Genomic DNA, 20,365 nt, shown 5'->3' with positions numbered 1-20,365 from the left:
AATGGCGCATCGCTTTTCGTTTAGGCTTATTGCCGCCGCACTGGCGCTGATGGCGGCCGCATGCGGAAGGGCGGCGCCTGCGAGCAACACAACGTCCGCGGCTGGCGAAGTTTGGCCGCAGCCAGATCCGTCGCAACTGGCGGACGGCCCGCGTAAGCAAGAGGTGCTTTACGGTGAGGCCCTCATCCGGCGCACCTACGAGGTGGCCGGGCCTCATGTCGCCAATCCTGATCTTCGCTACGCGGGCAACAATCTGGCGTGCGGGTCTTGCCATCTCGATGGTGGGCGTCGGCGTTATGGGCTTTCGCTTATCGGCGTTGCGGGCGCCTATCCGCGCGATATGGCGCGCGAGAATGCGATGCAGAGTCTTGCTCAGCGCATAAACGGTTGCTTCGAGCGCAGCATGAACGGGCGCGCGCTCCCGGAAGATTCACGCGAGATGAGAGCCATCATCGCCTACATCGAGTTTCTAAGCGAAGCGGCGCCAGCCGAAATGGAAGGAAGAGGTGCGCCGCCGGCGCCGCTGATGAACCGCGCCGCCGATCCCGTGCGCGGCGCATCGGTCTACCGCGCCAATTGCGTCGCTTGCCACGGCGCTGATGGCCAAGGGCTGCGCAACGCAGAGGGCGGCGGCTACGCCTATCCGCCGCTTTGGGGGCCCGACAGTTTCAATACCGGCGCAGGCATGCATCGTATCATCACGGCGGCGAATTTCATCCGCGCCAACATGCCATTTGGCGTGACGCACGAAGCGCCGCAGCTGACCGAGCAAGACGCGTTTGATGTCGCGGCCTACATCAATGTGCAGCCACGGCCGGAGCGCCGCGGACTGGATCGCGATTATCCGGATCGCACGCGAAAGCCGGTCGATGCGCCGTTCCCGCCTTACAGCGATGAGTTTTCACAAGAGCAGCACACCTTTGGCCCCTGGCCGGAGATCAATGCCGCGCGCGAAGCGCAAGGGCGCAGATAATTATCCAAGGCACGATCCAAACCTGGAGATGCAAGCATGATTTCGCTCCGATCGACGATATTTTGGGCCGCACTGCTCTTGGCGCCCGTCGCGCACGCTGAAGAGTCTCGCTTCACAACCGGACCCGTCATTGCCGATTACGGCCCGGTCGCAGACGTTGAAGGCGCTGTGCCGATTGCGGCGCACACGCGATTTAAGGTCGTGTTCGATGTTTCCGAAGGCGCCGAGCCCGGGGCGGTGAACCGCGGCATCGAATCTGCCGCGCGTTTTCTCAATATGCATGCACGCGCCGGCGTCCGGCCTTCGAATATCCGCATCGCGGTCGTGGTGCGCGGCTCGGCGACGCGCGATGTGAGCTTGCATCCGCGTCCAGGTGAAGAGAACGCCAACGCAGCGCTCATCGCCGATCTCATCGCCCATCACGTGGACATTTATGTCTGCGGCCAATCGGCAGCGCACTACGAGGTCGCTTCAAGCGACTTGCTGCCCAACGTCAGACTCGCGCTCTCGGCGATGACAGCGCACGCGCTGCTTCAACAGCAGGGCTATACGCTCAATCCGTGATGGCGAGCGCGCGCCTCAAGCGACCAATGGATCGTTTGGGTGCGCTCACGGGCCAGACTTTGACGCCGGCGGCGTCGGCGCTGAGATATTCGCCGATGCCCGGACGGCCCGTGAGCGCGCCGAGTTGGTCTACGAGCTTCACCCGGGCTCTGTTTTCACCCGTCAACGCACCCGATCTGAGATCTTCGGCGTGCACCAGGTTGAAGGGCGGCGTCAGTTCGCACGTTTCGAGAACGCACGCGCAAGGTGCGTTGCGTTGGCGTCCGATCGTCGCCTCCGCGCGCACCCATTCGGATGCAGCCGCCCCGGGTGACCAGCACGCCAGCACGGCCTTGGCGGCGCGCACTTGCTGGTTGATCCCGGCATCGAAGGCTTTGCCGGAGGTTAGCCGCGCGTCGAACCAGACGTTGATTTCAGCGCGCGCAACGCCTCTGCGATCGCTTCGACGCGTGGCCGTTCCTCGCGCTTATAGGAAATGAAGATATCCGGCGCGCAGGCGTCTGATGTTCGCGCCGCCTCGAAGAGTTTGCCGCGTGCGAGCGTGAGCGAGAGCGCGATCCAAAGCGCGGCGACCACCTCGGGTCCAAAGAGCCACGTCGTCAGTGTAGCGCCTGAGAAGCCCAAGCTCGTGTCGAGTTCGTAGGAGCGCCGCCAAGGATGATGTACTATGCGCTTACATTGAACGCCCGCGAGAGGCGCTAAGGGAGCAAATGATGAGCCGGCTTCTAGGGCCTGTGCGTCAGAACGGTTACGTCGTGCGCGATATTCGCGCCGCCATGGATCATTGGATCAACGTTCTCGGTGTCGGGCCGTGGTTCTATGTTGATCGGGTCAAGACCGACTATTTCCGCTATCGCGGCGCCCATTCAGACATGCAGATGAGCGTCGCGCTCGCGAATTCAGGCGATTTCCAGATCGAGCTCATCCAGCAGCGTAACGATGCGCCGTCTTTGTATCGCGATTTTCTCGAAGCCGGGAACGAAGGCCTCCAGCACATCGCCTTTTGGTCGAATGACTATCAAACGCTTTACGACAGTCTCTTAGCTAAAGGCCATCCAATCGGTCACGAGGGCGCCATCGGCGGCGAGCAGGGACGCTTTGCGTACTTCGACATCGCGACGCCGCACCCGGGAGCGATGCTGGAGATTTCCGACATCAGCGGCCAAAAGGGCAAGCTCTTCGAATACATCCGCAACGTCGCCAAGGATTGGGACGGCGCCGATCCCATTCGCGAAGCCAGATAGCGCCAACTCCAAACGGAAAGAACAGACATGAGCGATCTCAAAGCCGCACGCGAAAAGACTGTGCGTGATCACATGCGTCTTGAGAATGAAGGTGCGTGGGAGGACGTGCTCGCGACCTTCGCGCATCCGCGCTACGAATTTCAGATGCCGCGTCCCGGTTCGCCGCACCCGATCGGCATCTTCGACGGACGCGATGAGGTGATGCACTACTTCCGCACCTCGCGCAGCGCGTTCCCCGATCTCGGTAATGAAATCTTGCATGTCGTCGTCGGCGACGGCGATGTCGCCATGGTCGAGTTCAATCTGTTGGGCACGCACCTTGGTCCGCTGAAGACGCCCGCGGGCGAGGTGGCGCCAACAGGCAAGCGCATCAGCGTCCGTATGGCCGCAACCTTCGAGTTCGCACCAAACTCCGACAAGATCGTCAGCGAGCGGCCATACACCGACCCGCGCGCCATTCTGCTGCAACTCGGTGTCGGACAGTGACGCGATTTGCCGGCAAAGTCGCGGTCGTCACTGGCGGCGGAACCGGCATCGGCCGCGCGACCTGCCTCACGCTCGCCAACGAAGGCGCTGACATCGTCGTCGTCTCGAATGTGGCCGCTCAAGCTGAAACCGTGGCGCGTGAAGTCGCCTCGCTTGGCCGCACCGGCGTCGCCAAGGTCGTCGACGTCACTGATATCGAGGCTGTCAACGCTCTCGCCCGTGACGTCGATGCGCAATTCGGCAGGGCCGACATACTCGTCACCTGCGCCGGCGTCATGGGCGCGCGCAAGTTGCTGACCCAAACCTCCGCCGAGGAATGGCGCGACACGTTGGAAGTGAACCTCAATGCGACGTTCTACTGTATCAAGGCGTTCTTACCAGGGATGCTCGCGCGCGATGTGGGCCGCATCATCACGCTCTCATCGGCTTCCGGCAAATTGCCCGCCGCATTGAACGGTGATTACGCTGCATCGAAGCATGGCGTCATTGGGCTCACCAAAACACTCGCACTCGAACTCGGCATCCTCGAAAAGCACGGCGTCACAGCGAACGCGATTTGTCCCGGTCCGATCGATACCCCGATGATGGATGCGATAACCGATCATCTCGCGCCGGCCGCAAAGATGGGCCGCGAAGATTTTCGCCGCGTCGCCGTCGCTAAGAATGCGCAACGCCGTCTGCTCGATCCCGAAGAGGTGGCGCACATGGTCGCCTATCTCGCCTCGGACCAAGCCAGAGGCGTCACCGGTCAGGCGATGAATGTCTGCGGCGGATTGGTGCTGAGCTAAAGTTCAGTGAAGCGTGTGTTGTGCGCTGTCGTGCAGAACGTCGCGCGCAAGGCGCATCTCGTTCTCGCTGAGATCGCCTGACGGCGCAGCAAGCCGCGCAGCGCGAACAGCCGCTTGCGCCGCCGCCTGAGCGATATCGCGCAGCAAATGCGATGTCTCCTCGCGCTCCAATAGAGCGACGACCCAGATCGTCACGCATTCGTCATACAAGGTCGCCGTCGCAACCTCTGATCGCAGATGGCCGCTTTCAGCATCGAACTGCCCGTCGCCTGTGAAACTCTGTGCGATCGCGGCCTCGTTGCTCGGATAAACGCCGATCAGGCGTGTTCCACCAGCGCCGCCAACCGCGCCAAACGCGATTGCCTGCGCGCCAAGCATTTGCGCGCTTTGCTTGAGAGCGGCGTGCCAAGAGAGTGCGCCAACGCCAGCATGCCGCCAGCATTCAAGTCCTGGATTGGTAACTGACTCTTGCATCCGGCTCCCCTCGACAGGGAAGCATGCTGAGGGTTACTACCGCTATGTGTAATTACACACATCAGAGGCCCGTCGCGCGTCGACATTGTCCATGCAGCCGCGCCCCGGGCAGGAGAACGGCGTGGCGTTTAAAGGCACCGGAGAAAATCTGTCGAGCGTGCGCCTTCTGGCGTCGCTTAGCGAAGCTGATCGCGAAGATTTCGCGGGCAAAATCGGTTGGTCATCCGTTGCTTCCGGCGACACCGTGATCGCGCATTTGGCCACCGAAGCGCAGGTTTATTTCGTTATTTCCGGTGCGTTGAAGGTCAGCGTTTCAACGCCTGCCGGCAAAGAAGTCGTTATCCGCAACATCGGCGCTGGCGATCATTTTGGTGAGATCGCAGCGCTCGCCGGCTTTCCGCGCTCGGTCGCCGTGATCGCAGAAACCGACGCCGTGTTAGGCGTGTGTTCGCAAGCCGAATTTTCCGAACTCCTGAAGCGGCATCCGCTCTGCGCGATCTCGGTGTCAGTGTCTCTGGCGCAGCTGGTCGTCGACCTTACTGATAGGTTCTACGAGCTTGCCGCTCTGGATACGCGTCTTCGCGTCTGCGCCGAACTGGTGCGCTTGTCTCGTCGCGGCGAGAAGACTGACGATGGTCTGTTGATCGAAGAGGCGCCGACGCACGCCATGATGGCTGCTGCCATTGGGTCACGCCGCGAAGCGGTGACGCGCGAAATTGGCGATCTGGAAGAAGAGGGCGTCGTGAAGCGCTTGGCGCGCCGCCGCTTGCTGATCCCAAATATCGAGCGGCTGCGCTCAGAGCTGGTGGGGCGCAGCGGTCAACTCGTAACCTACATATCGAGCTAAGATCGAGCTTATGGGCGGGGGCTAAAGGCGCATGCGCGGCGGGCGGAATTCCAAGTGCAGGGGCTACCTGTTCGTCGATATCGACGGCAGCATGCCGCGCTGGGAAAAAAGGCCCGACGCTATGGACGCCGCTCTGCGCCGCTATCGCAAGATCGTTCGCGCTTGCGCCTCGCGTGCGGGCGGAGAGGTGCGCGATCACGTTGGTGACGGCGTCTTTGCGGTGTTCGCCAACGGCAATCCGTTGCAAGCCGCGCTCAACATCCAACTGCAGCTGCAGGCGCAGGACTGGCGCTCGATCGGCGGCCTCTCTGCCCGTGTTGGCGTCCATGCGGCCGATTCAGGCGCCAACGAGCAAGCCGCAATCAATCGCGCGTTCCGCATCGTAGGCGCTGCTTCTGCGGGCCAAATCGTCGTCAGCCAAGAGGCCAAGCGCTATTACGCCGAGCCCGCCGGCGTGAGCTTCACCGATCTCGGCGCCTGTCATCTGCGCGGGCTCGAAGAGCCGCTTCCATTGCTGAGCCTGGTCCATCCTTCGATGGACCGCCAAACTTTTCCGCCGCTGCGTTCGCTCGCCGCCTATAACGCGACGATCCCCACCCAAAACTCACCTTTGTTCGGGCGCGTCGCCGAGCTTGCTGACGTTGAAGCGTTGTTGCGTGGCGCGCGCATCGTGACCGTCACAGGTCATCCTGGCGCGGGAAAGTCGCGTCTGGTTATCGAAGCAGCGCAGACGGTCGCCGCCCACAGACGCGTCTATTTCATTCAAAACCTGTCAGCCGCTGAAGGCGCGGTCGCTGCGCTTGCACGTGCGATGGAGTTTCCATTCCACGGCGCCGCCGGTCACGAAAAGCAGCTGACCGGCTATCTGCGCACAAAGAAATGTTTGATCGTCCTCGATGATCCCGACCGGGCCGCGTTCGCCGATGGCGCCATCGAACGCCTCTTAAGCGCGTGCCCGGATTTGCAGGTGTTGTCGGCGGCGCGAGCGCCTCTCGAAGTGTCAGCGGAGCGCGTCTATCGCCTCGGCGGGCTGGATCACGGCGCCGGGGATGATGCGAGTGCGATCCAAAGCCCCGCCGCGATTTTCTTTGCTCACGAAGCAAAGCGCTCCGACGCCGGCTTTACGCTCGATGCGAGCAACGCCGGCGCCTTCCGTCAACTCTGCGAAGCGCTGGCGGGTTCTCCGCTTGGCTTGCAACTGGCGGCGCCTTGGTGTCGGGTCCTCAGTCTTGCAGCGATCGTCGAGCGCCTAAGCGATGCGAGCGCCGGCAACCTCTCCGATATTCCCGATCCGCGCCAGCAACTCATCGCCGCCATCGAAGAAAGCATTCGCGATCTCGACCGCCCGCATCATCAGGCGCTCGCGAACCTCTCGGTGTTCGAAGGCGGCTTCGACAGCGATGCTGCGGCGTCCGTAGCGTTGGCCTCCGCCGGTGTCTTGAAGGCGCTCGATGATCGCAATTTGATCGAGCGCGCTGGCGAGAACCGCTTCCGGCTTCATTCGCTGGTTGGAGAGCACGCACGCCGCCACCTCGAGCGCAACAACGATGCCGAGCGTGCGCACCAGCGTCACGCGGACTTCTTCTTGCTGGTGCTCGAGCGTGCTGGCCGCATTCTGGACCAAAGTGCGCGCCTGCACGCCATCCACTCTGAAATGTCCAACATCAAGCGCGCCTGGGCGTTCGCGCTGCGCAGCGGCGATGATTGGATCTGGCGCGTCGGCGAGCATCTCTTTTACGCGATGGTGATGCGCGCCTCGTTCCGTAAAGGCGCTACACTGTTCGCCGCCTTTGCCCCAGAAGGTGAGCCTAGGCTCTATCTCGACGCCATGCGCGCCAACTGCCTCGTGCATCAGGGGCAATTGGAGGAGGCCCAAGCGCTGGCCGAAGCGGCGCTCAGCCAATCGACCCGAGCGGTGACGATCGCCCACGCCGAACAGGCTCTCGGCAACATCGCCCATATTCGCGGCCATGCGAACTTGGCGCGCGAGCATTATCTGCGCGCACTCTCGCTCCGCGAAGCCGAGCATGACTATTCCGGCTCTCAGTTCTCCGCCTTGTCTCTCGCATTTTTGAGTGTCCAGGAGGGCGATCTGCCCGCTGCGCGCGCTGCCGTTGAAGCGCTTTATGGGCGTTATCGCGCGCGCGGTGATCTCAACGGCTTGATGCAGGCGCACGGCCTTGCCGGCGACATCGCCGCAAAAGAGGGTCGCCTAGAAGACGCGCGTCATAACTTCGTGGGAGCGCTGGCAATCGAGACCCAGCTCTTCAATCCGCAAGCACGTGGGGCCATCCTGCCGAGGCTTGGATCGGTCTATTTGCGTCTCGGCGATGCGGCTGAAGCCGAGCGCTGCTGCACCGAGGCCATCCAGATCGCCGAGGAAACCGGAGACGCCCGCCTCGGCGCGCAAGCGCTCGCGGGGCTCTCCCACGCGCATCATCGCACCGGTGATTTGAGCGCCGCGAAAGATGCCTTGCTCCGCGCCGTGCGCCAGAGCTTAGCTTTGCCTTCAAAGCAGCTGTTGCGCGCAGCGCTCAGCGAACTCAGCGCGGTCGAGGCGCACCTTGGCAATACCGAGATGGCCGCGCGGCTGCGCGAAATTTTGGACTTCCCAGAGTCCGAAGAGGCTGTAGCGCACTTCGTGACGCAATCGGAGTTTTTGATGGATGAATACGCCAGAGAACTCGACCTCGATACGTTGCGCCTCTAGCTCTTCTTGGAACTCTTCTTCGCGGGCCGTGACGCGTTGAGTGCGGCCCCCGCGCGGATCAGCGTTTTGAAGGCCTTTTCGTTGACCTTGTCGCCTTCGTGAATGTTGATCGCTCGCCGCGCATTGCCGTCGAGGCTCGCATTGAAGAGCCCGGCTGGATCATCGAGCGCCGCCCCCTTGGCGAATGTGAGCTTGATGTAGCTCTTATAACTCTCGCCCGTGCAGATGATGCCGTCCCGTTCCCACACCGGCACGCCGCGCCACATCCAAGTTTCTTCCACTTTCGGCTCGGCTTGATGGATCAGCGCGCGCACGCGCGCCAACACATCGCCGCGCCAGTCGCCCAAGTCCTTGATCCGCGCGTCGATCTGCTTCGACGGCGAGAGGTTCGCGACTTTGGTCGTCATCGATTTGGCCATTGCAATTTCTCACCCGGCAATTTGTTTGCCTGTTTGACCCAAGCCACGATCTGCGCCTCGTCGATCTCGTCATCCTGGTGGATATCGAGATAACGGACGTGCTTTTGCTTCGATGCGCCCGGCGACGCCGGATCGAGTAGTGCGCCCTTGAAGAAGGCGACTTTCAGGTGGCGCGCAAAAACGTGCATGCTCACGAACCAGGTCTTGCCATCCAAGCCATAGAGCGGCGAATCGTATTTCACCGCCTTCTTCACCTTCGGGACCGCACGCGTGATCAACTGATCGACCTTGCGGTCAATCGCGCGTGTCCAATCCGGCATCGCTGCGATGTACGCCGGCGCCGGCGCATAGCCATGGCCATTGGCGATCTGCGGGTCGCCACAGTTCAGCAGCTTCGGCGCTGCCTTCTTTGCTGGCTTCTTCGCCACGATCCTAACTCCGCCGCGCCTTCGCGACATACGGCAACACGAAGAGATAGATCCCGGTGATCGCCAGCAAAGCTAAAGGCAGCAGCGGCACGTAGGACATCCACATGATCGGCTCCTCCTGCGCGAGCGCAATGCTGGTCGCGATCACCGTGAGTACGAACAGTGCCGACACCCAGCGATGAAATTGCCGCATAACCTTGCTCATGAGCGTCATCCTTTCACGGCGCCTCAGGCGCGTGGCAGCACGTTGTCCAGCTTGTCGAAGAACTGCTTCCAGCCCGCATGCGCCCCGCCGAAGGCTTGCTTCTGATCCGGGCGGAAGCCCGATTGTTCCATCCGCAGGTGCGTGCCGGCGCTCGTTGGCGTCAGCGTGAATGTCACCGTGCTTTCCAACTGATACGCCGCATCCTCGTGCGCGAAGTTCCAAGTGTAGGCTAGGGTGTGCGGCGGCTCGACCTCAAGCACTTCGCAATCCAACGCGCCGCCCCAATCACCGCGCAGATTGAAGCGGTGGCCGACATCCGGCTTGAAGTCGTTCTTCATCAGCCAATCTTCTATGAGATGCGGCTGGGTTAGCGCACGCCAGAGCTTTTCCGGCGGATAGGCGAACTCACGCTCGACAACGACGGCGCGTTTCTCGGTCATTGATCCATCCTCTTGAGCAAATCTTCGAGCGCATCAAATCGGCCTTCCCAGAAGCCTGCCATTTGGCTCGTCCAATCGATAAGCGGCGCCAGTGCGTTGAGTTGTGCGGTGTAGTGGGTCTGCCGGCCTTCGTGCCGATCGCGCACGAGTCCCGCTTGCTTCAGCACGCTGAGGTGTTTGGACACCGCCGGTTGTGAAACGCCCGCATGCGATGTGAGCGCGCCGACAGTCTGTTCGCCCTCTCGGCAAAGCCGTTCGAAGATCGCCCGCCGCGTTGGGTCCGCGAGCGTCCTGAACAGGGTGTCGTGCGCCGTTTCCATAAACTCATAACCCGTTGGCTATGGGTTAATTCATAACTATGGAGCTATGGGTCGTCAAGCGCTACATTGCTGCATTGAAATTCTTCAATGCAGTCAATGCCCAAAAACCGCCCTACCTCAAGCTTGGAACTCGCCCCCGCGCATATGTGTTCACAGGCGCTGCACCTAATACGCGAATGGAGGGCGCCATTCCTAAGCTTACCGCTGACCAACTTGACGCTGATCTGAAACTCAGTGATCGAGGCGCCGCTGACGGCGCCAAGAATATTCCCGCTTCCGAAAATACGAGGCTCTCCGCTGTCGAAGCGATGGTCGTGAGCCGCATCGAAGGCGCCATCTCGCAAAAATCGAACGAGATTTTGGGCGTCGGGTCAGGGCAGGACTTCACGACGCTGCCGCAAGATCTCGAAACGCTCGCCAGCGAGCCGCAGACCATCCTCACCAATTTCCGCGCCCGTAAAGCGCGTGCGCAAGCGGCGCTTGGCCTCGAACTCAACGCGGCGCAAATCGATTTCGCGCGTTCTTATCGCGACTATCGCGCTTTCCGCATCCAGCACGAGCTCACCGAAACCGAGCCATGCTACGACAACGTCTTTTGGCGCAAGGTCTTCTGGTTGGCGCTGCTCTTCGTTGTCGAGGTCGCGGCGAACGGCTGGATGATCGGGCAGGCGAGCCCCGGCGGTCTCGTCCAGGGTTGGACGACGGCGCTGATGATTTCAGTGCTTGTCGTGCTCACCGGTTCGCTTATTGGCGCGGGCCCCTGGCGCTATCTCAATTATCGCGGCGCCGATGGCCGCGGAAGCAGGCATCGTATTTGGGCCGTGCCTGCGCTTGTCGTCGGCAACTCGCTTCTGCTGCTTTTTGCTTTCTATATCGCGCACTATCGCTATGCGCTGTCTCATAGCTCACTCGACGCGCCGGCGCCGGACAACATCCTCACCTCGGTGATGACCCAACCGTTCCAGCCGTTCCAGCAGCTTGAATCTCTGCTTCTGTTTGTCATCGCGCTATTGATCGGCATCTTCGCCATCCATCGCGGCGCCAATTGGGATGATCCCTATCCGGGTTACGGCCCGCGCCACCGCCGTATGGAAGAAGCGCGTGAGCGCACTCAAGACATCGCCCAACGTCTCTCCAGCGATATCGACGAAGCGAAGGCCGACGCCGATCAGGCGCTGAACCAGATCAACGTCACTAGCGCGTCCGCCGTTGGGGCGCTGCGTCAGGCCATCGCGCGGACGCAGGACAACGCCGCCATCTGGGATTTCACCGCCGCTGAAATCCTGGCTGAAGGCCGCGACGCCATCGAAATCTATCGCGACGCAAATCGCGAAGCTCGCGAAACCCGCGCGCCCGCTTACTTCGATCGCGACGCCTTCGATGACGCAGAGCCGCCTTCATCAGCCGAAATCATCGAAACGCTGACCACCGCTTTCAGCCGTGCAACTTCGAACATCACCGCGTGCAAGAGCCAATTGGCCGGCGCGCGCGCGCAACTCGAGGCGGAATATCACTCCTTCTACGACGACGAGCTGACGCCGTTCCTGAAGAATATCGAGAACAACGCCACCATCGCTGTGCGCGGAGAGTTCGCTAACTCAAAACGCGCTGCGCCCGTCACGCTCGAAGTCGCTGAACCTGAAGAAGACGAAGAGGCGCCCGCTGAGGCCGTCTCATTCCGTCATCGCCGGAGATCTCGATAGATGCGCCGCGATCGCGAGGCCAACCGCCGCTATGCCGGTTTCACAGCCGGCGTGCTGTTCACCATCCTGTTGCTCAGCCTTTCAGTCTGGGTGATGCGTCCGGCTGAACTGGACGCGGCCACTCTTTGCCCAACCGATCGCCCGCTCGCGGGTCACACGGTCGTTATCGTCGACCGCACCGATCGATGGACCCAGGCCATGGGCGCAGCGCTCACGCAACTTGTCGAGAATGCCCAGCGCGACACCGATAAGTACGAGAAATTCTCGATCGTCTCGCTTGACGCGCAACAATCGGTGCATCCGCTTTTTTCGGTGTGCAATCCGGGCGAGCCGACGTTCTGGTCTGATCTCTATCGCGGCCGCCGCTACACCATGCGCGATTTCGAACAGCGTTTCGTAGGCGCTGCCGAGCGCATCGTCGAAGACGTGCGCGAGCCATCAGAAGCTGCGACCAGCCCCATCGTTGAGTACGTGCATCGCTGGCTCGGCAGCGATGATTTCAACGCCGCGGTTCAGCATCGCCGTCTCATCTTGGTGTCTGACATGCGCCAGAACTCGCCGCTCTACAGCATCTATGCAGGCGCCGAAGATCAGCTTGGCGATGTTGTTGAACGTCAGTTTGGTCCGGCCGCGCAGGGCGTTTCGTTCGACGTCTACTTTGTCGCCCACGGGCGCGATCACAACGTTACCGAAGATGAAGTCCGCGCCGCCTGGGACCGCGCCTTTGGCCGGATCGGCGCTGATTATTCCTGGCGTCAGATCAGCTAAAGCGAATTGCTGCACTGCGGCAGCAACAATTTACCTAATTTTGAAACAACAAGGGTTATTTGCACCCTTTTTGGTAACTCAACCGGCAACGAATTTCCGATTATAAGCCGATTGTTGCCAAGAATCCGCGCCTGGGTATTTTCCGCGGCAAATCAAGGCTGGGCGCGCCGCCGGTGCGCTCTGCAATCGCTGCTGAGGAGCGAAGCGTCCACATGAAAACATCGCGCCGCCGGGTCGTTCTCGCACTCGGATCAACATTGCTTGTCCCGCTCGTTGGCGCCGATGCGTTCGCGCAAACGCCAAGCCGCGCCGATCGCATGTTCGAAGCATTGGGCCGCCGTTGGCTTGATCGCTCGATGCGCTACTCGCCAGTCTCCGCCACCACTATTGGCGATCACCGCTTCGATCGTAACATCGATGACGTCAGCGCCGCTGGCCGCAACGCCGCACTCCGCTTCACGCAGGACACGTTGCGCCAACTCGAAGCCATCGACAGGGCCCAGCTCTCGCGCGCCAACCAAGTCGATTACGAACTGCTCGCCAATTCGCTGCGCGCGCAAATTTGGCAAACCGAAACTTGGCAAACCTGGGCTTGGAATCCGCTCGGCTATCAATCGCTCGCGGGCGGGGCGCTTTACGGCCTGATGGCGCGCGAATTCGCGCCGATGCCGCAGCGCATGGAAAGCGCGATCTATCGCCTCGAAAAAATCCCGGCGCTACTCCGTCAAACCCGCGCAGAGCTGCAACCCGCCCGCGTGCCGGTGCCGCATGCCGCCACCTACGCCGCGCAAAATCCCGGCTTGAAGTCGATCGTCACCGGCATGATCGAACCAAACAAGGGCGTGCTCTCGGCCTCGAAGCAACGCCGTCTCGAACGCGCCATCGAAGCCTTCAACGCCGCCGTCGATGAGCACCAAGCTTGGATCACGGGCACGCTCGTTCCAGCCGCACAGGCCGATTTTCGCGCCGGCGCCGAGGTGTTCGACACGCAACTTGGCTACACATTGCTCTCGACGCTCTCGCGCCAAGACATTCGCCAGCGCGCCGAAGCCGCCGTCGTCAGCGTGCGCCAGGAAATGTACCGCGTCGCCAAGCTCGCGCTCGCTGGTCAGGCCAATGCGCCTGCCACGCCTGACAGCCCAACCGCCGAACAGCAGCAAGCCGCGATCCGCGCCGCGCTCGATCTCGCCGCCGCCGATCGTCCCGCACGCGATCAGCTCGTCGAGATCGCCACCGCCGCCACCGAAGAAGCGCGCCGCCACGTCCAGCAGCACGATCTCATCACGCTGCCTGAGGGCCCGGTTCGCGTGATCTTGATGCCGGAATTCCAACGTGGCTTTGCCGTCGCCTATTGTGACTCGCCGGGCCCGCTTGAGCGCCACCTCGATACTTTCTACGCCGTCTCGCCGATCCCGGACGATTGGACCGAAGAACAGGCCGTCTCATTCCTGCGCGAGTACAACAACCGCGCGACTCTCGACATCGCCGTGCACGAAGCCATGCCTGGCCACTACGTGCAGATCTTCCACTCGAACCGTTACCCCTCGACGCTGCGCGCCGTGTTGGGCTCGGGCTCATTCGTTGAAGGCTGGGCGGTGTACGCCGAAGAGATGATGATCGAGAGCGGCTTCCGCGCTAACGATCCGCTTTATCGCTTGAGCCAACTCAAAGTGCAGCTGCGCACCATCACCAACGCCATCATCGATCAAGCCATCCACGTCGACGGCATGACGCAAGAAGAGATGATGACGTTCCTCACGCAGACCGCGTTCCAGGAAGAGCGCGAAGCGGCGGGCAAATGGCGCCGCGCACAGCTTTCGGTGACGCAGCTCTCGACTTACTTCGTCGGCTTCCAGGAGCACCTCGAAACGCGCACGGCCGCCCGTCAACGAGCCGGCGCTGCGTTCAATCTCAAAACCTATCACGATGGTGTCTTGGCCTTCGGCTCACCCCCAGGCCGCTTCGCCCGTCAACTCTTGCTGGATGAACCGATCCAATGATGGACCCAAAGCAGAATGCATCTTTCGATGGTCACGAGGATGTCGTCTTCGTAGGCGGCGAAGCCCAAGGCTTCGCCGGCGTGATCGCTGTGCACAACACCGCCCTCGGCCCAGCCGCGGGCGGTTGCCGCATTTGGGATTACGACAGCGCCGATGATGCATTGACGGACGCGCTGCGCCTCTCGCGCGGTATGACCTACAAGAACGCGATGGCCGATCTGCCGCTCGGCGGCGGCAAGGCCGTGATCTATCGCATCAACACCGATCGCGTCGAAGCCTTCCGCTCGTTCGGCGCGGCCGTTGAGAAACTCGGCGGCAAGTACATCACTGCGGAAGATGTCGGCGCCTCCGTTGCCGATATGCGCGCCATCGCCGGCGCGACCTCCCATGTGGCCGGCATTCCGAAGGAGCACGGCCAAGCCGGCGGCGATCCTTCACCGATGACCGCGCTCGGCACGTTCGTTTCGATCAAGGCATTGCTGGGCGGCTCTGTGCAGGGGCGTACAATTGCTGTGCAGGGCGTCGGCAATGTTGGCTTCAACCTCTGCAAGCTCTTGTCTGGCGAGGGCGCAAAGCTAGTCGTCGCCGACGTGAACAAGGTCAATCTCCAGCGCGCCGAAGCCTTCGGTGTCGAGATCGCGCCTGTGGATCAGATCCACGCGGTCAGCGCCGATCTTTTCTCGCCATGCGCGCTCGGCGCCGGCCTCAACGCCAAGACCATCCCGGAACTGGCCGCGCCGATCGTCTGCGGCGCCGCCAACAACCAATTGGCCACCGAGGCCGATGGCGCGCGCCTCGTCGAACGCGGCATCACCTATGCGCCGGATTATGTCGTCAACGCTGGCGGCATCATCAACGTCTCGGCTGAGTATCTGGGTGAAGCCTCCGACGTGGTCGAAGCGCGCGTGCGCGCGATTGCGCCCCGCTTGCTGCGGGTGCTGGAAACCGCCAAGAGCGAGAACCTGACGCCGCACCAGGCCGCTGACCGTATCGTCCGCGATAAACTAGCCGCCGCGAGAAAAGGGTGATGGACGATATGAGTAGCCGCAAGTCGAACGCGCTCGATCTGCATATCCCCGCGCCGCGAGCGCGCCCGGGCGACAAGCCCGATTTCAGCGGCTGGTCGTTCCCTGAGCCCGGCGCCACGCCGAAGCCGGACATCGACGAGAGCGCCGTTGAGATGCGCGACTTCGCCTACGGCCTCATCCGCGTGCTCGACATGGAAGGCAATGCGCTAGGTCCATGGACACCGCACATTTCCGCCGATGATCTTCGCCGTGGCTTGAAGAACATGCTGCTGCTGCGTGCTTACGACGAGCGCATGCACCGTGCTCAGCGTCAGGGCAAAACCTCGTTCTATATGCAGTCGCTCGGTGAAGAGGCCATTTCGATTGCGCAAGCTATGGCGCTGGCGCCGGATGACATGTGTTTCCCATCCTATCGTCAGCAGGGCATTCTGATCGCGCGCGGCTATCCGCTCGTCGACATGATGCACCAGATCTATTCGAACGCGCGCGATCCGATGAAGGGCCGCCAGCTGCCGGTTATGTATTCATCGAAGAAGGACGGCTTCTTCACCATCTCCGGCAACCTCGCCACGCAGGTGCCGCAAGCCGTGGGTTGGGCGATGGCGTCCGCCTATTCAAACGATGGTCGCATCGCCGCCGCTTGGCTTGGCGAAGGTTCAACCGCCGAAGGCGATTTTCACGCAGCGATGACGTTCGCGAACGTTTATCGCGCGCCGGTTATCATCAATGTCGTCAACAACCAGTGGGCGATATCATCGTTCCAAGGCATTGCCGGCGGTGAGAACACCACCTTCGCCGCGCGTGCCGTGGGCTATGGCATTCCGCCGCTCCGCGTCGACGGAAACGACTTCCTCGCCGTCTATGCAGCGACGCAATGGGCCGCCGAGCGCGCACGCGCCAATCTCGGTCCGACGATGATCGAGCTCTTCAGCTATCGCGCCGGCCCGCACTCAACCTCGGATGATCCCTCGCGCTATCGCCCAGCCGATGAAGCGCGCCAATGGCCCCTCGGCGATCCCATCGAACGTCTGCGCGATCACTTGGTCTCGCTCGGCGAGTGGTCGGAAGAGCAACATCGCGCCGCGCAGGAAGAAGCGATCGAAACCGTGCGCGCCGTCGGCCGCGAGGCCGAGAAAGTCGGCGTGCTTGGCCCGGGCGCCGCACACACTCGCGAAAGCATGTTCGAGGACGTCTATAAAGATATGCCGTGGCACCTGCGTGAGCAGCGCGACGAACAGGGGGAAGCGTAAGCCATGGCCAGCATGACCATGATCCAGGCGCTGAACTCAGCGCTCGACAACATGATGGAGCGCGATCCGAACGTGCTCACCTTCGGTGAGGACGTCGGCTATTTCGGCGGCGTCTTCAAAGTCACCGAGCATCTGCAGAAGAAGTACGGCGCCAAACGCTGCTTTGACGCGCCGATCAACGAGAACGGCATCGCCGGCGTCGCCATCGGCATGGCCGCTTATGGCTTGCGTCCGGTGATCGAGATCCAGTTCGCCGATTACATGTACCCGGCTTACGATCAGCTCGTCTCCGAAGCCGCGCGCCTGCGCTATCGCTCCGCCGGTGACTTCACCGCGCCGCTCACCGTGCGCATGCCCTACGGCGGCGGCATTCGCGGCGGCCAAACCCACAGCCAATCGCCGGAAGCTCTATTCACACACGTCGCCGGTCTGAAGACGGTGATCCCGTCAACGCCGTACGACGCCAAAGGCCTGCTGATTTCGTGCATCGAAGAAGATGATCCGGTCATCTTCATGGAGCCGAAGCGCATCTATAACGGCCCGTTCGACGGCTTCCACGATCGGCAAGTCTCGCCGTGGTCGAAGCACGCCGCCAGCGAAGTGCCCGAGGGCTATTATAAAATCCCGCTCGGCAAGGCGAACATCGTCCGCGAGGGCGAGGCCGTCACCGTGCTCGCTTACGGCACCATGGTGCACGTCGCGCTCGCCGCCGCTGAAGAAGCCGGCATTGATGCTGAGGTCATCGATCTGCGTACGCTGGTGCCAGTCGACAACGAAACCATCGAAGCCTCGATCTCCAAAACCGGCCGCTGCGTGATCGTGCACGAAGCCACGCGCACGTCCGGTTACGGCGCCGAACTCAGCGCTATGATCCAGGAGCGCTGCTTCTACAAACTCGAAGCGCCGATTCAGCGCGTGACCGGTTACGACACGCCATATCCGCACTCCCTTGAATGGGAGTATTTCCCGACGCCGCCGCGCATCATCAAAGCGATGCGCCGCGTGATGGAGGCCTGACGCGCCCATGGGCCAATTCGTTTTCAAACTCCCTGACGTTGGTGAAGGCACAGCTGAGGCCGAGATCGTCGCCTGGCACGTGCGTGTTGGCGACGTCGTCAAAGAAGACGCGCCGCTCGTCGATGTGATGACCGATAAGGCGACTGTCGAAATGACGGCGCCGGTGGCGGGCAAGATCATTTCGCTCAACGGTGAACCCGGCGATATGGCCCCCGTTGGCGGCGCGATCGTCGTGTTCGAAGTGCAGGGTGAGGGCGAAGAAGAAGCCGCGCCCGCGCCGCCGCCGCCACCACCGCAAGCAAAGGCCCCGCCACCTGCGCCTCCAGCACAGCCGGCGCCCAAGCCCAAAATCAAAGCGCCCGCTGGCGCGACCTGGTCCGAAGACGAAGTGCAGGCCGCCATGCAAGGCGCAGCGCCCAAAGCGACGGCAGTACCCGCCGCTGCGATGCCCTCAAGCGCCGCGCCCAAGCCAAAGCCTGCGCAAGCCGTGGCCAAGCCCGAGCCGCGCGAAGCCTCTGTGCGTGAGTGGAGCCAAGCGCAAGCGTCGCCCGCCGTTCGTGCGCGCGCGCAAAAGCTCGGCATTGATCTTGGCCAAGTGCGCGGCACCGGCCCCGATGGCCGCATCACTCACGAAGATCTCGACGCTGTGCTCGTGCCCGCCGTAGGCGCTCGCCGCACAGGCTCGGCGCTCGCGGAGAAGAACGGCATCGAGCCGGTGAAGGTCATCGGGCTTCGCCGCAAGATCGCGGAGAAGATGCAGGACGCCAAGCGCCGCATCCCGCATTTCGCCTACGTCGAAGAAGCCGATCTCACCGAGCTTGAAGAACTTCGCGCGCACCTCAACGCTACCAAGCGCAATGATCAGCCGAAGCTCACCATGCTTCCGTTCCTGATGCGCGCATTGGTGCTGGCTCTGCCGGATTTCCCGCAGATCAACGCCCGCTATGATGACGAGAACGGCGTCGTTTATCGCCACGAGAACGTCGATATCGGCATCGCAACACAAACAGATAACGGCCTCATTGTGCCGGTCGTGCGCCATGTCGAAGCGCGCGATGTCTGGGATAGCGCTATCGAAGTCGCGCGCCTTGCCGCCGCCGTGCGGAACAACAGCGCCGGCAAGGACGAACTCTCGGGCTCGACCATCACCATCACCTCGCTCGGCGCCCTTGGCGGCATCGTGACGACGCCGGTGATCAATCACCCGGAAGTCGCGATCATCGGCGTCAACAAGCTCGTCGAGCGTCCTGTGGTTAAGAATGGCCAGATCGTGGTCCGCAAGATGATGAATCTCTCATCGTCCTTCGATCACCGCGTCGTCGATGGCTATGACGCCGCCGCCTTTATCCAGCGCGTGAAGGGCCTGCTTGAACACCCCGCTGCGCTGTTCATCGAGCGCTAAGTTCGCTAGGCTGGGCCATGAAGTATTTTGTGGCCTGCGCCATGGTGGCAACGTTGGCCGTCACTGCTGCCTTCGCGCAGGAAACGCAGGCCACGCCCACCTATACCTGGGAGGCGCGGCCAGATGGTTATACCTTCGCGCGTAATTATCCGCAGCGCGCAGTCGACGAGGGTGTTCAGGGCGCCGCCGTTGTGTGTTGTACCGTCAGATCTGATCGCACTTTAAATTGCACATCGCCGCTCGAATGGCCGGCTGGATACGGTTTTGGTGAGAGCTCGATCGCTGCATCACGCGAGTTCCGGATGTCGGAAAGCTCTTACGCGGAAATCCGCTCTGACCCGAACCACGTAATTCGGCGCACCGTGCGTTGGGTCTTGCCGCCAGGCGCCGTTGATCTACCAGCGGAATTTACGGAGCGTGCGCGTACAGTTTGCAACGGCCCAGCCGTGCCCGTTAGCTAGCAGAATGCGCCTCGCCCTCATCGCCGCCGTTGCTTTTTCGGTCTCCGCCTGCGCCCATCCGCCGGCGCTGAATGAAGGCGCGCGCTACGTGAACATGGGCAGCTCCTTCGCAGCGGGCTCCGGCGCCGGTCCTGCGCCCGAGGCAAGCCCGGCGCGCTGCTATCAAAGCCAGGTGAACTACGCCCATCTGCTCGCCGCGCGCCGCAACCTTGCGCTCACGGATGTCAGTTGCGGCGGCGCGACGTCGACGCATCTTCTGAACGCTTGGAATGAACTCCCAGCTCAGATCGACGCGATCACCGCTGATACACGCCTAGTCACCATCACGATCGGTGGCAACGATGTCGCCTATGCCGGCAACCTCACGCAGGCGAGCTGCGATCCGGACGAGACCATTCGCGTTGCGACCTTCTCCGTGCCGTGCCCGGCGGCGCCGTTTCCAATCGCTTCCGATGCTTTCGAAACGCTCGAGCGCAATCTCGGTGAGGCCACACGCCAAATCAAAAGCCGCGCCCCCGAAGCGCGCGTCATCTTCATCCAATACGTGACTTTGGTTCCTCAAGTTCAGTGCGCCAACTCACGCCTCTCAGAGGTTGAAGCCGCTGAACTGCGCGTCGTCGCCGCGCGCCTTGCTGAAGTTACCGCGCGCGCTGGCGAAGCCAATGGCGCTGAGGTTTTCCGTATCGACGAAGCTTCGCGCAACCACACGCCATGTGACGCCGACCCCTGGAGCACTGGCCTGCCGCGCGATAACGCCGGCACGCAAGCACCCTGGCATCCCAACACGCGCGGTATGGAAGTCATCGCCGAGCGTCTGGACGCGCTGCTCGCGCGCTAG

Annotated in this window: 24 protein-coding genes; 16 read left to right on the top strand and 8 right to left on the bottom strand. The window is 62.1% G+C overall.

Features of this window, described 5'->3' with window-relative positions; all coding sequences use genetic code 11:
* The first annotated feature begins 1 nt into the window (after position 1).
* Positions 2-973 carry a c-type cytochrome gene (locus tag ATE48_RS04035; RefSeq protein ID WP_066768053.1) on the top strand — a complete coding sequence of 324 codons (972 nt, stop codon included), beginning with the start codon at positions 2-4 and terminating at the stop codon, positions 971-973.
* Positions 974-1,009: 36 nt separating this feature from the next.
* Positions 1,010-1,537: a DsrE family protein gene (locus ATE48_RS04030; protein ID WP_066768052.1), complete on the top strand. Its 528-nt coding sequence runs from the start codon at positions 1,010-1,012 to the stop codon at positions 1,535-1,537.
* Here ATE48_RS04030 and ATE48_RS04025 read toward each other — a convergent pair.
* Together ATE48_RS04025 and ATE48_RS04020 are read right to left on the bottom strand one after the other, a co-directional pair.
* Positions 1,527-1,949 carry a toll/interleukin-1 receptor domain-containing protein gene (locus tag ATE48_RS04025; RefSeq protein WP_083197140.1) on the bottom strand — a complete coding sequence of 141 codons (423 nt, stop codon included), beginning with the start codon at positions 1,947-1,949 and terminating at the stop codon, positions 1,527-1,529. The genes ATE48_RS04030 and ATE48_RS04025 overlap by 11 nt on opposite strands.
* On the bottom strand, positions 1,922-2,113 hold the full coding sequence (locus ATE48_RS04020) for a hypothetical protein (RefSeq protein WP_066768050.1): 192 nt from the start codon (positions 2,111-2,113) through the stop codon (positions 1,922-1,924). Before ATE48_RS04020 ends, ATE48_RS04025 begins: the two co-directional genes overlap by 28 nt.
* A gap of 137 nt (positions 2,114-2,250) precedes the next feature.
* Between ATE48_RS04020 and ATE48_RS04015 the strand changes: the two genes are divergently transcribed.
* From ATE48_RS04015 to ATE48_RS04005, 3 genes are read left to right on the top strand one after another with little or no spacing between them, the layout of a single operon-like run.
* Positions 2,251-2,781, top strand: coding sequence for a VOC family protein (locus ATE48_RS04015; RefSeq protein ID WP_066774579.1), 531 nt, complete (start codon positions 2,251-2,253; stop codon positions 2,779-2,781).
* A gap of 27 nt (positions 2,782-2,808) precedes the next feature.
* Entirely contained in the window at positions 2,809-3,267 is a 459-nt protein-coding gene (locus ATE48_RS04010; protein ID WP_066768046.1) for an ester cyclase, read from the top strand.
* Complete coding sequence (locus ATE48_RS04005) at positions 3,264-4,055, top strand: SDR family NAD(P)-dependent oxidoreductase (protein WP_066768044.1); 792 nt, start codon at positions 3,264-3,266, stop codon at positions 4,053-4,055. Before ATE48_RS04010 ends, ATE48_RS04005 begins: the two co-directional genes overlap by 4 nt.
* Positions 4,056-4,058: 3 nt before the next feature.
* On the opposite strand, the gene ATE48_RS04000 is transcribed toward ATE48_RS04005, so the two are convergent.
* Positions 4,059-4,529, bottom strand: coding sequence for a hypothetical protein (locus ATE48_RS04000; RefSeq protein ID WP_066768042.1), 471 nt, complete (start codon positions 4,527-4,529; stop codon positions 4,059-4,061).
* A gap of 121 nt (positions 4,530-4,650) precedes the next feature.
* Here ATE48_RS04000 and ATE48_RS03995 point away from each other — a divergent pair, with 121 nt between their 5' ends.
* Both ATE48_RS03995 and ATE48_RS03990 read left to right on the top strand, forming a co-directional pair.
* A complete protein-coding gene (locus ATE48_RS03995; RefSeq protein ID WP_228126780.1) occupies positions 4,651-5,376 on the top strand; it encodes a Crp/Fnr family transcriptional regulator in 726 nt (241 codons plus the stop codon).
* A 31-nt stretch (positions 5,377-5,407) separates the two neighbouring features.
* Entirely contained in the window at positions 5,408-8,086 is a 2,679-nt protein-coding gene (locus ATE48_RS03990; RefSeq protein WP_066768036.1) for an ATP-binding protein, read from the top strand.
* Here ATE48_RS03990 and ATE48_RS03985 read toward each other — a convergent pair.
* The 5 genes from ATE48_RS03985 to ATE48_RS03965 are packed head-to-tail and all read right to left on the bottom strand — an operon-like array spanning position 8,083 to position 9,898.
* Complete coding sequence (locus ATE48_RS03985) at positions 8,083-8,505, bottom strand: DUF1801 domain-containing protein (protein WP_066768034.1); 423 nt, start codon at positions 8,503-8,505, stop codon at positions 8,083-8,085. The two genes, ATE48_RS03990 and ATE48_RS03985, sit on opposite strands and share 4 nt — an antisense overlap.
* Positions 8,490-8,963: a DUF1801 domain-containing protein gene (locus tag ATE48_RS03980; protein ID WP_066768032.1), complete on the bottom strand. Its 474-nt coding sequence runs from the start codon at positions 8,961-8,963 to the stop codon at positions 8,490-8,492. The genes ATE48_RS03985 and ATE48_RS03980 overlap by 16 nt, the downstream gene beginning before the upstream one ends.
* On the bottom strand, positions 8,938-9,138 hold the full coding sequence (locus ATE48_RS03975) for a hypothetical protein (RefSeq protein WP_066774577.1): 201 nt from the start codon (positions 9,136-9,138) through the stop codon (positions 8,938-8,940). The genes ATE48_RS03980 and ATE48_RS03975 overlap by 26 nt, the downstream gene beginning before the upstream one ends.
* A gap of 23 nt (positions 9,139-9,161) precedes the next feature.
* Entirely contained in the window at positions 9,162-9,578 is a 417-nt protein-coding gene (locus ATE48_RS03970; protein ID WP_066768030.1) for an SRPBCC family protein, read from the bottom strand.
* The gene (locus ATE48_RS03965; protein ID WP_066768028.1) at positions 9,575-9,898 is read right to left on the bottom strand and encodes an ArsR/SmtB family transcription factor; all 324 of its coding nucleotides are present in this window, start codon (positions 9,896-9,898) and stop codon (positions 9,575-9,577) included. Before ATE48_RS03965 ends, ATE48_RS03970 begins: the two co-directional genes overlap by 4 nt.
* 176 nt (positions 9,899-10,074) lie before the next feature.
* Here ATE48_RS03965 and ATE48_RS03960 point away from each other — a divergent pair, with 176 nt between their 5' ends.
* The 9 genes from ATE48_RS03960 to ATE48_RS03920 all read left to right on the top strand — a co-directional run bounded on the left by ATE48_RS03960 (position 10,075) and on the right by ATE48_RS03920 (position 20,365).
* Positions 10,075-11,601, top strand: coding sequence for a hypothetical protein (locus tag ATE48_RS03960; protein WP_066768027.1), 1,527 nt, complete (start codon positions 10,075-10,077; stop codon positions 11,599-11,601).
* The gene (locus tag ATE48_RS03955; protein ID WP_066768025.1) at positions 11,602-12,369 is read left to right on the top strand and encodes a hypothetical protein; all 768 of its coding nucleotides are present in this window, start codon (positions 11,602-11,604) and stop codon (positions 12,367-12,369) included.
* A gap of 212 nt (positions 12,370-12,581) precedes the next feature.
* Complete coding sequence (locus ATE48_RS03950) at positions 12,582-14,369, top strand: DUF885 domain-containing protein (protein WP_066768023.1); 1,788 nt, start codon at positions 12,582-12,584, stop codon at positions 14,367-14,369.
* Positions 14,366-15,397 carry a Leu/Phe/Val dehydrogenase gene (locus ATE48_RS03945; protein WP_228126778.1) on the top strand — a complete coding sequence of 344 codons (1,032 nt, stop codon included), beginning with the start codon at positions 14,366-14,368 and terminating at the stop codon, positions 15,395-15,397. The genes ATE48_RS03950 and ATE48_RS03945 overlap by 4 nt, the downstream gene beginning before the upstream one ends.
* The gene (locus ATE48_RS03940) at positions 15,397-16,647 is read left to right on the top strand and encodes a thiamine pyrophosphate-dependent enzyme (protein WP_066768020.1); all 1,251 of its coding nucleotides are present in this window, start codon (positions 15,397-15,399) and stop codon (positions 16,645-16,647) included. The genes ATE48_RS03945 and ATE48_RS03940 overlap by 1 nt, the downstream gene beginning before the upstream one ends.
* Positions 16,648-16,650: 3 nt before the next feature.
* A complete protein-coding gene (locus ATE48_RS03935; RefSeq protein ID WP_156767587.1) occupies positions 16,651-17,664 on the top strand; it encodes an alpha-ketoacid dehydrogenase subunit beta in 1,014 nt (337 codons plus the stop codon).
* Between the two features lie 7 nt (positions 17,665-17,671).
* Positions 17,672-19,066: a dihydrolipoamide acetyltransferase family protein gene (locus tag ATE48_RS03930; protein WP_066768019.1), complete on the top strand. Its 1,395-nt coding sequence runs from the start codon at positions 17,672-17,674 to the stop codon at positions 19,064-19,066.
* A 17-nt stretch (positions 19,067-19,083) separates the two neighbouring features.
* Positions 19,084-19,527, top strand: coding sequence for a hypothetical protein (locus ATE48_RS03925; protein WP_066768014.1), 444 nt, complete (start codon positions 19,084-19,086; stop codon positions 19,525-19,527).
* 4 nt (positions 19,528-19,531) lie between these two features.
* Positions 19,532-20,365 (top strand): SGNH/GDSL hydrolase family protein, encoded by an 834-nt coding sequence (locus tag ATE48_RS03920; protein ID WP_066768012.1) that lies wholly within the window; start codon positions 19,532-19,534, stop codon positions 20,363-20,365.

This window comes from Candidatus Viadribacter manganicus (assembly GCF_001679665.1).
GTDB classification, from domain to species: domain Bacteria; phylum Pseudomonadota; class Alphaproteobacteria; order Caulobacterales; family Aquidulcibacteraceae; genus Vitreimonas; species Vitreimonas manganica.
Note: the sequence above shows the minus strand (reverse complement) of the source record. Positions and strands in the feature narration are given on the sequence as shown.

What these genes read in the sequence shown, in the direction of transcription:
- ATE48_RS03940 (WP_066768020.1), top strand. Translation starts at nt 15,397, where the DNA reads ATGGACGATATGAGTAGCCGCAAGTCGAACGCGCTCGATCTGCATATC.
- ATE48_RS03975 (WP_066774577.1), bottom strand. Translation starts at nt 9,138, where the DNA reads ATGAGCAAGGTTATGCGGCAATTTCATCGCTGGGTGTCGGCACTGTTC.
- ATE48_RS03935 (WP_156767587.1), top strand. Translation starts at nt 16,651, where the DNA reads ATGGCCAGCATGACCATGATCCAGGCGCTGAACTCAGCGCTCGACAAC.
- ATE48_RS03965 (WP_066768028.1), bottom strand. Translation starts at nt 9,898, where the DNA reads ATGGAAACGGCGCACGACACCCTGTTCAGGACGCTCGCGGACCCAACG.
- ATE48_RS03945 (WP_228126778.1), top strand. Translation starts at nt 14,366, where the DNA reads ATGATGGACCCAAAGCAGAATGCATCTTTCGATGGTCACGAGGATGTC.
- ATE48_RS03925 (WP_066768014.1), top strand. Translation starts at nt 19,084, where the DNA reads ATGAAGTATTTTGTGGCCTGCGCCATGGTGGCAACGTTGGCCGTCACT.
- ATE48_RS04035 (WP_066768053.1), top strand. Translation starts at nt 2, where the DNA reads ATGGCGCATCGCTTTTCGTTTAGGCTTATTGCCGCCGCACTGGCGCTG.
- ATE48_RS04000 (WP_066768042.1), bottom strand. Translation starts at nt 4,529, where the DNA reads ATGCAAGAGTCAGTTACCAATCCAGGACTTGAATGCTGGCGGCATGCT.
- ATE48_RS04010 (WP_066768046.1), top strand. Translation starts at nt 2,809, where the DNA reads ATGAGCGATCTCAAAGCCGCACGCGAAAAGACTGTGCGTGATCACATG.
- ATE48_RS03990 (WP_066768036.1), top strand. Translation starts at nt 5,408, where the DNA reads ATGCGCGGCGGGCGGAATTCCAAGTGCAGGGGCTACCTGTTCGTCGAT.
- ATE48_RS04015 (WP_066774579.1), top strand. Translation starts at nt 2,251, where the DNA reads ATGAGCCGGCTTCTAGGGCCTGTGCGTCAGAACGGTTACGTCGTGCGC.
- ATE48_RS04030 (WP_066768052.1), top strand. Translation starts at nt 1,010, where the DNA reads ATGATTTCGCTCCGATCGACGATATTTTGGGCCGCACTGCTCTTGGCG.
- ATE48_RS03920 (WP_066768012.1), top strand. Translation starts at nt 19,532, where the DNA reads ATGCGCCTCGCCCTCATCGCCGCCGTTGCTTTTTCGGTCTCCGCCTGC.
- ATE48_RS03960 (WP_066768027.1), top strand. Translation starts at nt 10,075, where the DNA reads ATGGAGGGCGCCATTCCTAAGCTTACCGCTGACCAACTTGACGCTGAT.
- ATE48_RS03950 (WP_066768023.1), top strand. Translation starts at nt 12,582, where the DNA reads ATGAAAACATCGCGCCGCCGGGTCGTTCTCGCACTCGGATCAACATTG.
- ATE48_RS03930 (WP_066768019.1), top strand. Translation starts at nt 17,672, where the DNA reads ATGGGCCAATTCGTTTTCAAACTCCCTGACGTTGGTGAAGGCACAGCT.
- ATE48_RS03955 (WP_066768025.1), top strand. Translation starts at nt 11,602, where the DNA reads ATGCGCCGCGATCGCGAGGCCAACCGCCGCTATGCCGGTTTCACAGCC.
- ATE48_RS03970 (WP_066768030.1), bottom strand. Translation starts at nt 9,578, where the DNA reads ATGACCGAGAAACGCGCCGTCGTTGTCGAGCGTGAGTTCGCCTATCCG.
- ATE48_RS03985 (WP_066768034.1), bottom strand. Translation starts at nt 8,505, where the DNA reads ATGGCCAAATCGATGACGACCAAAGTCGCGAACCTCTCGCCGTCGAAG.
- ATE48_RS03980 (WP_066768032.1), bottom strand. Translation starts at nt 8,963, where the DNA reads ATGTCGCGAAGGCGCGGCGGAGTTAGGATCGTGGCGAAGAAGCCAGCA.